The organism is Terrabacter carboxydivorans, assembly GCF_039532035.1.
Classification (GTDB): domain Bacteria; phylum Actinomycetota; class Actinomycetes; order Actinomycetales; family Dermatophilaceae; genus Terrabacter; species Terrabacter carboxydivorans.
This window is the reverse complement of sequence record NZ_BAAARE010000002.1, coordinates 375,800-389,234: the sequence shown is the minus strand read 5'-3', so window position 1 is coordinate 389,234 and position 13,435 is coordinate 375,800. Positions and strand designations below refer to the sequence as shown.

Here is a 13,435-nt window from a genome sequence, read left to right as displayed (position 1 = left end):
GTCCAGACATGACTGGTTGTCCGGGAACCACTCGAGCAGCTGCTGGTACGTCGCTGGGTAGTCCTGCCCCCGAATCGGATTCGCGGTCATCCACAAAGGCTACTTCACCTAAGCAGATATGCAGAACACATGTTCTAATCGAGGTAGTCGTCGAGCCCGAGAGGAGGGGCACCGTGCCGTACGTCGCATCCAGCCGCTCGGGCCTGCTCGGGGTCGAGGACGACCACCTTCGCAGCGCGGTGATGACGGACGTGCAGGCCGGCCTCACGGCGCTGGGCGACCGCGCGTTGACCACCATCGAGCGGCTGGAGGCGGAGAAGGCGCGCGTCGAGGCCAAGCTGCTCACCGCCTACGGAGCCCTCCACACCATCGAGCGCCAACAGCTCGAGACGCTGGCGCTGACGGCGGGGTCCCTGCACGTGTCGGCCGACCGGGTCGTCAGCGAGGAGATCGCGCTGGCCACGGGCGTCGGCGTCGGCGAGGTGTCTCGCCGGCTGTCGCTAGCCACCGCACCACGGCGGCACCGGGTGATCCTCGCCGCGCTCCGGTCGGGAGCGACGACGCTGCACCGCGCCCTCCAGGTCGTGTCCGAGACGGCGGCCCTGTCCGACGCAGACGTGACGGCCGTCGAGCAGGCCGTCCTGGCGCCCTCCCGGGACGGCCGGGTCATCGCACAACGCACGTTCGTCACCCGGCTGCGACGGGCGATCGCCTCCGTCGACACGCGGGGGTCCGGTGAGCGTCACGCGCACGCGCGGTCACGGCGGGGCGTGTTCGGTCGTCTCACTGCCGACGGGATGGGCTGCCTCACCCTCGTCACCGACGCCGACGCGGTCGCCGCGGTCATGGACCGGCTCGACGAGCAGGCCCGAGCGGCGCGCGGTGCCGGCGATCCCCGCACCCTCGACCAGCTGCGCTGCGACCTCGCCACGGAGGCACTGCTGCGACAGCACCTCGAGGCGGCGCAGGCCGGCGCCCAAGCGCACCCGCCGACCGACCGCACGACGGACCACACGACCGACCACACGACCGGCACTGCGGTGAGCCCCTCGAGCAGCACCCCGGCCGACCACACGACGTCCGGCCGGCCGAGCACCACGGGCGACACCACGACCATGAGGCCGGCCAGCGACGGTGCCGCAGATGTCCGCGCCGCGGGCGCGGGCGGACGGCGCGACGGCGAGCGCCGACCTTCCTGGACCGGAGCGCCGGCGACCCCGGGGGCCGGACATCCTTCTTCCGCCCCTCACGGACCGGGTGCTGCCGCGACGGGCCAGCCGGCCGGGCTGGTCTGGCTGGTCGTGCCGTTCGAGGTCGCGACCGGGTTGTCCGACGCGGCGTGCGAGCTGCCCGGCCATGGCTGGGTCACCGCCGCCCACGCCCGCGAGATCATGACGCGTCCCGGGTCGGTCTGGCGCACCCTGCCGGTCGACCTGCGCACCGGCGAGGCCCTGAGCCGACCCACGCTCACCTACCGGCCGACCGCAGCGATGGTCGAGCACGTCGAGGCGGTCGACGGCCGGTGCCGCGGTCCCGGCTGCGAGGTCGTCGCGACCCGGTGCGACCTCGACCACGAGACGCCGTGGCCGAGGGGTGAGACGTCGGTCGCCAACCTCCACGCCAAGCACCGCTGGCACCACAACGCGAAGACGGACGGCGTGTGGGCCTCTGCGCCCGTCGCCGACGGCGGACTCGGATGGACGACGCTGACCGGTCGCACCTATGTCACGCTCCCCAAGGACTGGCGAGAGGGAGTCCCCCTGCCCGTTGCGGACGCCGGGCCTCCCCGCCCTGACGAGGCACCCCCACCGTTCTGAGGCACTCCGGTGGGCGCACGTCCGCCGCCCGGATCGTCGAGCCCCGCCGGGGTCGTCCGGCCCGTCGTAGTCTGGGCCGACCGAACCGACTCGACCGACTGGCTGACTGCTGCCGCAACGCGAGGAGCCCACGATGGATCCACGACCTCCCCTGCCGCCCTTCACCGAGGAGACGGCGCTCCAGAAGGTGCAGGCAGCCGAGGACGCGTGGAACACCCGCGACCCCGAGCGTGTAGCGGGGGCGTACACGGAGGACACCGAGTGGCGCAACCGCGGCGAACACGTCGTCGGTCGGGCTGCCGTGGTCGAGTTCCTCACGGGCAAGTGGGAGCGCGAGCTCGACTACCGCCTGCGCAAGAACCTCTGGTCCTTCTCCGGCAACCGCATCGCCGTCCGCTTCCAGTACGAGTCGCGTGACGCGAGCGGGCAGTGGTGGCGGTCCTACGGCAACGAGCAGTGGGAGTTCGACGACCTCGGCTACATGCGTCGCCGCGAGGCGAGCATCGACGACGTGCCCATCGACGAGTCCGAACGCCGCGTCACTCCCGGCGAGGGCGAGCTTCCCGTCTTCTGAGACCAGCCTGCGCCGCCCCTCTGGACCGGTCGCGTCCTACTGGCGCCCCGGCCGGCCGTCGACCTCGTAGACCGTGACGGTGCCGGCGTGGAACCGCGGGGTGGCGTACTGCGTGATCCGGGGGGAGACCGGTCCGGAAGACGTGTCCGCGACGAGCCAGCCGAGGCCGAACTGGTGCTCGAGCTTGGCGAAGCCGGCCGCCGTCGGGTCGATGAAGAGCGCGTCGTTGTCGGCGAGTCGCTCGGGCCAGCGAGTGGCGACCTGGAGCCCGCCCACGGGGCTCGTGTAGCCCCAGCCCTCGAGGATGGTCTGTCGGCCGCCGAGGCCGCTGACGTAGAAGGCGAGCGAGGGGCACCGGTCACGCTGGACCCCGGAGGCGCAGTGCCGGTTCGTCGCCACCACGGCGTCCTCCGGCGTGTGGGTGGCCAGCCAGTCGAGGGCCGCGCCGCCTCCTTCGGGCAGGGGCAGCCCCCCGACCACCGGTAGCGCGTCCCCACGGACGAACGCCTGCATCCCCTCGAGGACGGGCGGTGCCGAGGTGGCCAGCGGCGCACCCAGGATCGCCGCGGGGACGAGCAGCGCGACTCCGACGTGGGCGGGCAGCCGACCGAACCGCCGCAGCACGACGACGGCCACCCCGCCGACGACGGCCACGGCGAGGACCACCCCGATCGGCACGAGGATCGCCCGGGTCCACGCCTCCAGGCTGTGCTCCTGCCCGGACGCCACGGAGGGCGAGGCGTGCAGGGCGACGAGGGCAGTCGCCCAGCCGAGCGCCACGCCGCCGGCGACGACACCGGCCCGGACCGCGCGGCGAGCCGGGACTCGCTCGACGGCTGCTGCCATCGCCCAGGCGAGGACGGGTCCGAAGAAGGCCACCGCGAGGGAGAGGAAGTAGAGCTGGCTGAGGGCTGGGTGCGACAGCACGAGGTAGACGGTCACTCCCGAGCCGATGATGCCGAGAAGGAACCACGCGGCGGGGTCCTTGCGCACGCGACGGTGACGGAAGGCGACGGCAGAGGCGAGCACCGCGGCGAGCGGCACGAACTGCGTGACGAGCACGAGCGCGAGCACCTCGACCGACCGGGTCGAGAGGTCGGCGACGCCCTCGGGGAGGATCGGGCCGGCCGCGGGCCTGAACGGCGCCCCGGTGAGCTGGTGGTAGAGCCGGACCCACTCCATGAAGTCGAAGAGGCTCAGCTTCGAGCCGGAGTCGCTGCCCGAGACCAGTCGCGAGGACACCGGCAGGATGACGGCACCGATGCCGAGCAGGATCAGGGCAGGCCGCACCCAGGAGCGGTTGACGATCAGCCCGACGACGAGGACAGCAGCGGCGCCCGCGACCAGCACCGGCACCGCAGTGGGCTTGGAGCCACTCGCGAGCACGAGCATGCCGCCCACCAGGATCCACCCCGCTCCGAGCCGCTCGCCGCGCAAGGCCCGGACCGTGAGGGTGGCGGTGGCGAGCGCGATGACGACGACGTAGGTCTGCGAGAAGCTCAGCAGGCTGAGGGCGTTGACGTATGCCGTGACGGGCAGGATCTGCGCCACGCCGACGATCGCGATGATCCAGCCGGCGACCGGCCCGGTCCACCAGACGCCGGACAGCTCACGGGCCAGGGTCGCGGCCGCGAGGATCGCCAGCACGGTGAAGGCGGCCGGCCACAGGCGCAGGAGGATGGTCGCGTCCGGCACGTCGGAGACGAGGCCGCCTGCCGCCATCTGGGCGTGCGAGAACCAGTGGTAGCGCAGCAGCTCGCCACTGACCTGCGGGATCTCTGGCGGGATGGACCTCGTGATGGAGTGCACGATCCCGAGGTGCCAGAGCAGGTCCTGGTAGTAGGAGCCGTCCGCCGGCGGGAGTCGGTAGACGCCGAGCGTCCGCACGGCACCCACCGCGCTGAGGGCGGCCGCCGGGGCGATCCCCCAGTGCCAGAGCCGGGGCAGGATCGTCACCGTCTCGCCCGGCACCCGCCGCCAGTGCCGGCGCAGCCGGGGCACCGCGACGAAGACGAGGACGACGAGCGCCGGCCAGACGCGCAGCCAGTGCTGCACACCGAGCAGGGAGGTCAGCACGAGCGCGACCAGCTCGATGACGCAGCCGACGACGGTCCCGAGGGTCGCATCCTCGACCAGCGAGCGTCGCTGCCGGACCAGGCTGCGCAGCACCAGCGTGCCGGGCAGCGCCAACCCCAGCACGAGGTAGGCGCCGTAGCGCAGCACGTCGAGGAGCGGGACGCCGGTCTGCACCATCGCGACGCACACGGCCCCGAGCGCCAGCAGCCACGGCAGGACACGCGTGCCGGCGGCACGAAGCGGGGAGGCGGACCGGGGCGAGGAGGTGACGACGACGTCGCGCACCGGCGCAGCAGTCACAGCCATCCCCCTGATCCGCAGCACAGACGCCGAGCCGGGGCATCTGGGCGATGCGTTTGCCGGCTCTCCTTGCCGATCATTGTGACCTGAGGTTCTGGCAGGCCGCTGCAAGATCGATGAGGTGTTGCCGCTCGTGGCCGGGAGCGCCGCCGTCCCCACCGCACCCGTGGTTCTCGCTGTCGACGGTCAGTGATGCAGGCCCGAGACGTGGTCGCGCGCCCGGCGGAGCCATGCGCGGCGCTCGCCGGCCGGCAGGTCCGGCGGGAGGGCGCGGTACGCCGACATCCGGCGACGACCCATCATGAGCATGCCCGAACCGGGCAGGGCCCCCAGGTCGTCGAGGGCCTCGGGGCCGAGCTTCACCCCGACGGCGTCGGCCGTGGCGACGGAGAAGACGTGTCCGTCCACGAGGGCAGCGAGGGTGCCGAACATCGGCCGCAGCTCCACACCCGCCTCGTCGCCCACGAGCTCGCGCAGCTCTGCGTGGGTGTCCGGTTCTCTCTGGGTCACCTCCCCATGAGACCACCGTTGTCCACACCCCTCGAGGGCGAAGCCTGCTCGTCCACCGACCGCGACGGCGGTCGGGAGTCGGCGCGGTCGGGTGACAGCATGGTGACTCGACCCGAGGAGGACACATGGGCAAGGCACGTCGCAGACAGCGGCAGGGCACGGAGCGCAGCACCTGCGACCCGCGCACCCAGGCCGCGTTCGAGGGTCCGGCATCGGATGAGGAGACGCGCAGCGCCCTCCACGGACTCCTGACCGAGGCCTTCGACGCGCTCGACCACTGGGACGAGCACGGACTCGACTTCGTGGCCGCCACGATGGCTGCCCTCTGTGCCTCACCGAGCACCCGGCGCGCGGCGGTGCTGACGCTTCTCGACTCCACCACGACCGCCACCACGCACGCCTGGCAGATCGGCTGGCAGCCTGCCGACCTCCACCGCCTCGTCGGCCGCCGTCTCGGTGCGCCGGAGCAGGGCGTGGTCGTCGACGTCATGGCCCACGAGCTGGGGCAGTATGCGCCGGCGACGGTCGACGCCAGGTGGCTGGCCCAGCTGCGCGAGGTGGACGACCGACCGCCGGGGCCACGGTCGACCACCTGGATCGAGGCGCGCCGGGCAGCCGGCACCGACTGGTTCACGCTCGTGTCGCAGGTCATCACCGTGCTGCACCTGCTGGCACGCCTGCCGACGCTCGAGCACCTGACGCCCGTGCCAGGAGAGGCTCTGCCCGGTCCTGGCCAGCCGGAGGCGGCCGGTGCGGCAGCGGTCGACGAGCGCATCCTCAGCCGCGTCCGCATGCTCCTGGCCAAGGCGGAGTCGACGACGTTCGAGGCCGAGGCCGCCACCTTCACCGCGGGCGCCCAGTCGCTCATGGCGCGCCACAGCATCGACGCAGCCCTGTTGACGCAGCGGGCCGACCGCACCGACCGGGACGGCCCGCGGGGCAGACGCATCGGCATCGACAACCCGTACGACGGCCCCAAGGCCGTGCTGCTGCAGGCCGTGGTCTCCGCCAACCGGTGCCGCATGGTCTGGTCGCGCGAGCTGGGCTTCGGCACGGTCGTCGGTTTCGAGGCCGACCTCGACGCGGTCGAGCTGCTCTTCACCTCGCTGCTCGTCCAGGCGACGCGCACGCTCGCCGCCGCGGGCTCGCGCAGCACGCTGCACGGGGGCAGCCGCACCCGCTCCTTCCGGCAGTCGTTCCTCGCGGCGTTCGCCGACCGCATCGGCGAGCGGCTGCACGAGGCCACGGCCCGGGAGGAGGAGGCCGCTTTCGCAGCCAACGCGGGCGGACGAGAGCTGGTCCCGCTCCTCGCGGCTCGGGCCGAGCAGGTCGACGAGGCCCTCGGCACGTGGTTCCCCGAGGTGCGTCAGACCAGGGTCAGCGCGGCGCGTGACGCCGAGGGCTGGCACTCCGGTCGGACGGCGGCGGACCGGGCCCAGCTCGGGGCGTCGCCTCGACTGGGAGCCTGAGCCGGCGCGGGCGCCACCGGGCGACCCCAGGCGACCCCAGGCGACCCCGGGCGACCCCGGGCGACCCCGGGCGACCGTGGCCGAGGCGCCGCGGCTGGCTCCCGGGTGCCCGGCTGGCGGGCGCCTGGCTGGCGCCTGGGGGTCCGGCTGGGGCCTGAGCTTGCGGCTAGCGCCGGGGCTTGCGGCTAGCGCCGGGGCTTGCGGCTAGCGCCGGGGCTTGCGGCTAGGGCTTGGGCGTCCGGCGGGCGCTCGGCTTGTGGACCTTCGGCGGCAGGGTGGCCACGTGGTCGCGGGCGCGGTCGAGCCACGCGGACCGGGCGGCGTCGTCGAGCGCGGCGGGCAGCGACAGGTAGCCACCCATGGGTCGGCCCTCGGGACCGAAGGGCCCGCTGCCCGGCAGGGCCCTCAGCTCCTCCAGCCCGGCCGGGTCGAGCTTGACGCCGACGTCGGCGCCGAAGAGCCCGGCGAACATGTTGCCGTTGACGAACGCCCCGAGGCTGCCGAACATCGGCTTGACCTCCACACCCGGAGCGTCCTTCACCAGCGACCGGAAGTGGGCCTTGGCCTCGTCGGAGTGCTTGGGCAGCTGCATGGCTCCATGACACCACCACGCACGGACCCACGGGGTGGGTTCAGGCCGGTGCGGGGGTGGGTTCGCGCCTGCCGGTGTCGCGGACCACCGCCAGGAAGAGAGCCGCGACGAGGGCGGTGACACCGCAGATCGCCCAGACGGTGAGGTAGCCCGACAGTGAGGCGTGCGCCGTCGCCTCCGAGTCGACCGAGCCGGTCGAGGCCAGCGCGATCGCGAAGACGCTCGAGGCGAACGCACCGCCGATCGTCTTGGTGGTGTTGGTCATCCCCGTGGTCAGGCCGGTGTGCGTGGGCGGCGCCTGGGCCGCGGCGGCGGTCGGCAGACCGGCCACGAGGGCCCCGGAGCCCAGGCCGGCGATGACCATGTTGGTCATCGTCTGCGCGAGGCTGGCGTGGAACGGCAGGAAGAGCAGGTAGCCCACCGCGACGAGCAGCGCCGCGACGACCATCGCCACCCGCGTCCCGGTGCGGTGCGCGAGCAGGTGCAGTAGCAGGGCCCCGACCGCGAGGGACAGCACGTAGCCGCCGATGATGATCGAGACCTTGCCGGCGGAGGCGCCGAGCCCGTAGCCCGTCACGGCCGGGTCGGTGCGCGCGAAGGTGGACAGCGGAATCTGGGCGCCGAGCACCGAGACCCCGAAGAGGAAGGCCGTCGCCTGCACGGGCCACTGCCCGCGCGCCCCGAGGATCCGCAGGTCGACGAGCGGCTCCGGGTGAGCCAGCTCGACCCGCGCGAAGGGCACCAGCGCCGCACCACCCGCGACGACGAGCAGCCATGGCCAGGGACTGCCGGGACCGACGACGCGCACCATGACCAGACCACCCATCACGAGCGCGAGGGCGAGCGTGACGAGCCAGAAGCCACGCCAGTCGACCGTCCCGTGGGCGAGCACGGGTGACTCCTCGACCCCGAACCAGATCGCGACGAGCGCCAGCGTCACGACGACGGCCGGGAGGGCGAGCAGAGCCGTCATGCCGAGCGACTCGGCCAGCGCACCGCTCGTCAGGGCACCGGCGATGACGCCGAGCTCGAGCCCGGCAACGAGGAGCCCGGCGGCGCCGCGCACGCGCCGTTCGGAGCCGCCGGTGCGGCGGTGGATGATCGCCACCTCCATCGGCAGCCACACGACGTAGAAGCCCTGGATCGCCCACGCGACGAGGAAGAGCCCGAAGCTCGGCGCGAACTCGACGCCCCAGGAGGCGAGCGCCGTGACCACCGTCGAGAGCAGCAGCACCTTGCGGTGCCCGATGAGGTCGCCGAGCCGCGCGAGGAGCGGGACGACGAGCGCCGACACGATGAGCTGGGCCGCCTCGAACCAGTTGACGTCGGCGTCCTTGATCGACAGGTGCCGGGCGATGTCGGTGAAGATCGGCGTGTAGTAGCCCTGCAGCACACCGCTGGCGAGCTCGACGCAGATGAGGAAGCCGACGACCTTGGTGATCGGGCTGCGGGCCACGGCCCGGGCCGCGTCGGAGACGGCCGTGCTGTCTGACATGCGGATCCTGTTCTCGCTGTGGGGTGCTCGGCGTCAGAGCTGTTCGAGGAGGCGGCGGTACCACCGCACGCCGTCGAGGAGGTCGTCCACGCCGATGCGCTCGTCCACGCCGTGGATCGAGGCCCGCTGCGCGTCGGTCATGCGGAACGGCGTGAAGCGGTAGACCCGCGGCCAGACGCGGTGGAAGTGCCGTGAGTCCGTGGCCGCGAGCATGACGTACGGCACGGCGACCGTCCCCGGGAACACGTCCGCCAGCGTCGACTCGAGGAGGGCGTATGCCGTGTCGTCCGTCGGCGACACCGGGCTGGGCTCGTCGCCGCTGACGAGGGTGACCTCGACGTGGGGGTCCTTGACGGTGCTGCGGATTCGCGCGATGGCCCCGGCCACCGTCTCTCCGACCATGACCCGCATGTTGACGTGGGCCCGCGCGGTGGCGGCGATGACGTTGGCTCCCGGGGAGCCCGAGAGCTGCGTGACCGCGACGGTCGTCCTCGTCAGCGCGGCCGTCTCGTGACCGAGTCGCGGCAGCACCCGGGAGAGCACGGGCCGCAGCCGGCGCGCGTGACCGAAGACCGCGGCATACGGCATCCGCGCGTGGGCACCGGCGCGTTCGAGCATGTCGACGGTGGCGTCGGGCAGGTGGCTGGGGAAGGGCCTGCGCTCGAGCCGCAGGATCGCCCGGGCGAGCCGGCTCGTCGCGCCCATGCGTCGCGGAGCGGAGGCGTGGCCACCGTCCCCGCGCGCCACGAGCTCGACGTCGACCGTCCCCTTCTCCGAGACGCCGACGACGGCCATCGGCGCGGCGACGCCCGGGAGCGCCCCCTGGACGATGGCGCCGCCCTCGTCGACGACGAACCACGGCTCGACGGCCCGGTCGCGCAGGATCGCGACCGCGTCCTTGGCGGCGCGACCCGAGACCTCCTCGTTGCAGCCGAACGAGAGCCACACGTCCCGGCCGGGGGTCACCCCGTCCTCGATGAGGTCCTCGACCGCCTGGCACGTCGCGACGAGCGAGCCCTTGCAGTCGAGCGCCCCACGGCCCCAGACGTGCCCGTCGACGAGCTCACCGGCGAAGGGCGGGTGCGTCCAGACCGACGGGTCGTCCACGGGCACGACGTCGAGGTGGGCCATGAGCACGACCGGTGCCTCGCGCGTGAGCCCCGGCCACCGGACGAGGAGGGCGTCGCCGCTGATCCGCTCGACCTCGCACGTCGAGTGCAGGCGCGGGAAGCGCGCCCGCAGCTCGGCGAGGAGGGTCTCGAAGACGGCGCGGTCCTCCTTGGCGGGGTCCCAGTCCGAGACGGTAGGGATGCGGATGAGCGCCCGCAGCGCCTCGACGGCAGCGTCGTCCCCGTTCATGAGCGGGAGCGTATGCCACGCTGACCGCATGGACTATGGGCACGAGCTGCAGTTCGGGGTGTTCGCGAGCCCGGAGGTCTCCCGGGTGCACGAGACCCTCGAGCTGGCCCAGCTCGCCGACGTCGTGGGCCTCGACCTCTTCACGGTCCAGGACCACCCCTACAACGCCAAGCACCTCGACACCTCCACGCTGCTGACCGCCGTGGCCGCCCGCACGAGCGCGATCCGGGTCGCCGCCAACGTCGCCAACCTGCCCCTGCGACCGCCCGCCGGGCTCGCCAAGCAGGTGGCCACCCTCGACGTCATCAGCGGCGGCCGGGCCGAGCTGGGCCTGGGCACCGGCGCCTTCTGGGACGCGATCGTCGCCGCCGGCGGTGAGCGCCGCACACCGAGGGAGGCGGTGGACGCGCTCGTCGAGGCGATCCGGGTCATCCGCGGGGCGTGGGGTCAGGACCCGGACCACCCCGGGGCACGGTCGGTCACGGTGCAGGGTGAGCACTACTCCGTCGCAGGGATGCACGCCGGCCCGTTCCCCGTGCACCCGGTCGGCATCTGGCTCGGCGCCTACCGGCCACGGATGCTCCGCGTCACGGGCCGGCTTGCCGACGGGTGGCTGCCGAGCATGGGCTACGCCGACCCTGAAGCCCTCGCCGGGATGAACGCCGTCATCGACGAGGCCGCCGAGCACGCAGGCCGGGGACCGCAGGCGATCCGACGGATGTACAACGTCTTCGGGTCGTTCGGCACCGGCAGCGGCTTCCTGCGCGGCACCGCCGACGCGTGGGCCGAGCAGCTGGCCGAGCTGACCCTCACCGAGGGCATGAGCACCTACGTCCTCGGGACCGACGACCCGGACGTGCTGCGCCGGTATGCCGTGGAGGTCGCCTCAGCCGTGCGTGACCTCGTCGACGCCGAACGCGCCCGCCGCGCAAGGGGTTCCGAGCCGGCCGTCGCCTCCCGGCCGCAACGGGACTCGGTGTCCGTGGTCCAGCAGGCCACCCCGGTGCACGCCGAGGGCTCGCCGCTCGCCGTGGTCGCGACACCCGACGACGGGGTGCGGCTCAGCCCGACGCTCCCCTGGCGCGAGGACGACCGCCCGGTGACCGCGAGACCCGGCGACACGGCATACACCCCGGCCCAGCAGGCCGTGCCCCAGCACCTCGTCGACGTGCACGACCACCTCCGGGGCGAGCTCGCCCAGCTGCGCGACATCGTCGGCCAGGTGCGGCGCGGGGCGATGTCGACCGGGGCCGCACGGTCGGTCATCAACACGATGGCCATGCGGCAGAACAACTGGACGCTCGGCGCCTACTGCGAGACGTACTGCCGGCTCGTCACGGGACACCACACCCTCGAGGACCGGAGCATCTTCGTCCACCTGCGCGGAGCCCAGCCCGACCTCGGGCCGGTCATCGACCGCCTCGAGGAGGAGCACCACGTCATCGCCGACGTGCTCGAGCAGGTCGACGACGCGCTCGTCGGGCTCGTCGGGACCGACGCGTACGGCCGGTCCGGGGGCGAGGCCCTCGACGAGATCCAACGCGCCCTGGACCTGCTCACCGACACGCTCCTGTCACACCTCGCCTACGAGGAGCGCGAGCTGCTCCACCCCCTCGCGCAGCACGGGTTCGGCTGAGCGGCAAGGGGTCCGGACACGAGACCGCCCCTCCCGGCAGGGGTCCGGGAGGGGCGGCCGATCATGGGGCCGCAGGCGCGGCCGGTCGAGCGCCGGTCAGGCCGACGGAGCCGACGTCGCGGCAGCAGATCCGTGGTCGAGCGCCTCGACGACGGCGCCGCAGAAGTCCGGCAGGTCGTCGGGGTTGCGGCTCGTGATGAGGTTTCCGTCGACGACGAGCGACTCGTCGACCCACTCACCGCCCGCGTTGCGCAGGTCGGTCTGCAGGCTCGGCCAGGACGTGATGCGGCGGCCCTTGACGACGTCGGCCTCGATCAGGGTCCACGGCGCGTGGCAGATCGCGGCGACCGGGCGGCCCGACGCGACGAAGTCGCGCACGAGGGCCACGGCACCCTCGTGGGTGCGCAGGTTGTCGGGGTTGGCGACGCCGCCGGGCAGCACGAGGGCGTCGAAGTCATCGACCTTGGCGTCGGCGACGGTCACGTCGACGGACTTGGTGTCGCCCTTGTCGAGGTGGTTGAACATCTGGACCTCGCCGGACTCGGGGCTGACGAGGACGGCCTCGTGACCGGCGTCGGTGACGGCCTTCCACGGGTCGGTCAGCTCGACCTGCTCGATGCCTTCGCTCGCGACGAGAAATGCGACTCGCTTGGCCATGGGGCCCTCCTCTGGTCGCCCCGGGTGGGGGGCGCTCGGTGGTGTTCGGCGTCTGGGGTGGCGTCGAGCGCCACCCTCGGCTCCTACCCACCCCGCGCCGTCCTGTCACCCCCGACCGTGGCCTTCGACGGCGACCCTCGACAGCAGCGGCGGCCGACGCCGCCCGGCACTAGGGTCGGGCCATGGCCAAGGAGCTCGTGGTTCCGCTCGCGCCGAACGTCTGGCGCATCCCGCTCGTGCGCGACCTCGTCAACGGCTTCATCCTGCGTGACGACGACGGCCAGGTGACGCTCGTCGACATGGGGGTGAAGAGCTCGGGACCCAAGGTCCTGGCGGCGCTCGGCGCCATCGGCTCCGCCCCCTCCGACGTGACGCGCCAGGTGCTGACGCACGCCCACCCCGACCACGCCGGAGGCGCGGCGCACGTCGCGCGCGAGACGGGACGCGGCTTCACCGTCCACCACGACGACGCGGCCTACGCCGCCGAGGGGTCCTCACCACCGCGGGACCGGAGCTTCCTGCTCGGACGGCTCTTCGAGCGCTTCTCGCGACCGGGCCGCGACTTCGAGCCGCTCGCCGTCGAGCGCGAGATGACCGACGGCGAGGTGCTGCCGGTCGCGGGAGGACTGCGCGTCGTGCACACCCCGGGCCACTCCCCCGGTCACGTCTCGCTGCTCCACGAGGAGTCGCGCACCCTCATCACCGGCGACGCGATCTTCAACGTCGTGGGGCTGCGCTGGCCGGTCAAGGCCTTCTGCACCGACTTCCGGATGACGCAGCGCACGGCGCACGTCCTCGGGGAGCTCGACTACGACCTCGCCGCCTTCACGCACGGCGCCGAGCTGCGCGACCGCCCCCGCGAGGCCATCCGCCGCTTCCTCGGCTCGCACCGGACCGACTGACCGGCCGCCCCCAGCGCCGGCACCTGTCCACACGTCTGTCCACAACTG

The 13,435-nt window shown here is 73.1% G+C and carries 11 protein-coding genes; 5 read left to right on the top strand and 6 right to left on the bottom strand.

The window, feature by feature from the left end; translation table 11 throughout:
* The first annotated feature begins 173 nt into the window (after positions 1-173).
* Together ABD297_RS03775 and ABD297_RS03770 are read left to right on the top strand one after the other, a co-directional pair.
* Positions 174-1,817 carry an HNH endonuclease gene (locus tag ABD297_RS03775; protein WP_344253105.1) on the top strand — a complete coding sequence of 548 codons (1,644 nt, stop codon included), beginning with the start codon at positions 174-176 and terminating at the stop codon, positions 1,815-1,817.
* A 133-nt stretch (positions 1,818-1,950) separates the two neighbouring features.
* Positions 1,951-2,391 (top strand): DUF1348 family protein, encoded by a 441-nt coding sequence (locus ABD297_RS03770; RefSeq protein WP_344253103.1) that lies wholly within the window; start codon positions 1,951-1,953, stop codon positions 2,389-2,391.
* Positions 2,392-2,427: 36 nt separating this feature from the next.
* Here the strand turns inward: ABD297_RS03770 and ABD297_RS03765 are convergent, their stop codons facing one another.
* Positions 2,428-4,773, bottom strand: coding sequence for a hypothetical protein (locus tag ABD297_RS03765; RefSeq protein ID WP_344253100.1), 2,346 nt, complete (start codon positions 4,771-4,773; stop codon positions 2,428-2,430).
* Positions 4,774-4,953: 180 nt separating this feature from the next.
* The gene (locus ABD297_RS03760; protein ID WP_344253097.1) at positions 4,954-5,277 is read right to left on the bottom strand and encodes a TfoX/Sxy family protein; all 324 of its coding nucleotides are present in this window, start codon (positions 5,275-5,277) and stop codon (positions 4,954-4,956) included.
* 125 nt (positions 5,278-5,402) lie between these two features.
* On the opposite strand from ABD297_RS03760, the gene ABD297_RS03755 reads away from it, so the two are divergent.
* A complete protein-coding gene (locus ABD297_RS03755) occupies positions 5,403-6,746 on the top strand; it encodes a DUF2786 domain-containing protein (RefSeq protein ID WP_344253095.1) in 1,344 nt (447 codons plus the stop codon).
* 223 nt (positions 6,747-6,969) lie between these two features.
* On the opposite strand, the gene ABD297_RS03750 is transcribed toward ABD297_RS03755, so the two are convergent.
* Genes ABD297_RS03750 through ABD297_RS03740 form a run of 3 tightly spaced genes read right to left on the bottom strand, consistent with a single transcriptional unit; the run spans position 6,970 to position 10,192 of the window.
* Positions 6,970-7,338 carry a TfoX/Sxy family protein gene (locus ABD297_RS03750; RefSeq protein ID WP_344253093.1) on the bottom strand — a complete coding sequence of 123 codons (369 nt, stop codon included), beginning with the start codon at positions 7,336-7,338 and terminating at the stop codon, positions 6,970-6,972.
* 40 nt (positions 7,339-7,378) lie between these two features.
* The gene (locus tag ABD297_RS03745; RefSeq protein ID WP_344253089.1) at positions 7,379-8,833 is read right to left on the bottom strand and encodes an MFS transporter; all 1,455 of its coding nucleotides are present in this window, start codon (positions 8,831-8,833) and stop codon (positions 7,379-7,381) included.
* Positions 8,834-8,866: 33 nt separating this feature from the next.
* Positions 8,867-10,192: a M20/M25/M40 family metallo-hydrolase gene (locus tag ABD297_RS03740; protein WP_344253087.1), complete on the bottom strand. Its 1,326-nt coding sequence runs from the start codon at positions 10,190-10,192 to the stop codon at positions 8,867-8,869.
* Positions 10,193-10,220: 28 nt separating this feature from the next.
* Here ABD297_RS03740 and ABD297_RS03735 point away from each other — a divergent pair, with 28 nt between their 5' ends.
* Positions 10,221-11,828 carry an LLM class flavin-dependent oxidoreductase gene (locus ABD297_RS03735; protein WP_344253085.1) on the top strand — a complete coding sequence of 536 codons (1,608 nt, stop codon included), beginning with the start codon at positions 10,221-10,223 and terminating at the stop codon, positions 11,826-11,828.
* 96 nt (positions 11,829-11,924) lie between these two features.
* On the opposite strand, the gene ABD297_RS03730 is transcribed toward ABD297_RS03735, so the two are convergent.
* Positions 11,925-12,485, bottom strand: a complete 561-nt coding sequence (locus ABD297_RS03730) for a type 1 glutamine amidotransferase domain-containing protein (protein WP_344253083.1) — start codon at positions 12,483-12,485, stop codon at positions 11,925-11,927.
* 182 nt (positions 12,486-12,667) lie between these two features.
* Between ABD297_RS03730 and ABD297_RS03725 the strand changes: the two genes are divergently transcribed.
* Positions 12,668-13,387: an MBL fold metallo-hydrolase gene (locus ABD297_RS03725; protein ID WP_344253081.1), complete on the top strand. Its 720-nt coding sequence runs from the start codon at positions 12,668-12,670 to the stop codon at positions 13,385-13,387.
* Positions 13,388-13,435: the final 48 nt, after the last annotated feature.

Excerpts from the sequence above, each read along its gene's own strand:
- ABD297_RS03770 (WP_344253103.1), top strand. The coding sequence starts at position 1,951 with ATGGATCCACGACCTCCCCTGCCGCCCTTCACCGAGGAGACGGCGCTC.
- ABD297_RS03765 (WP_344253100.1), bottom strand. The coding sequence starts at position 4,773 with ATGGCTGTGACTGCTGCGCCGGTGCGCGACGTCGTCGTCACCTCCTCG.
- ABD297_RS03755 (WP_344253095.1), top strand. The coding sequence starts at position 5,403 with ATGGGCAAGGCACGTCGCAGACAGCGGCAGGGCACGGAGCGCAGCACC.
- ABD297_RS03750 (WP_344253093.1), bottom strand. The coding sequence starts at position 7,338 with ATGCAGCTGCCCAAGCACTCCGACGAGGCCAAGGCCCACTTCCGGTCG.
- ABD297_RS03745 (WP_344253089.1), bottom strand. The coding sequence starts at position 8,833 with ATGTCAGACAGCACGGCCGTCTCCGACGCGGCCCGGGCCGTGGCCCGC.
- ABD297_RS03740 (WP_344253087.1), bottom strand. The coding sequence starts at position 10,192 with ATGAACGGGGACGACGCTGCCGTCGAGGCGCTGCGGGCGCTCATCCGC.
- ABD297_RS03735 (WP_344253085.1), top strand. The coding sequence starts at position 10,221 with ATGGACTATGGGCACGAGCTGCAGTTCGGGGTGTTCGCGAGCCCGGAG.
- ABD297_RS03730 (WP_344253083.1), bottom strand. The coding sequence starts at position 12,485 with ATGGCCAAGCGAGTCGCATTTCTCGTCGCGAGCGAAGGCATCGAGCAG.
- ABD297_RS03725 (WP_344253081.1), top strand. The coding sequence starts at position 12,668 with ATGGCCAAGGAGCTCGTGGTTCCGCTCGCGCCGAACGTCTGGCGCATC.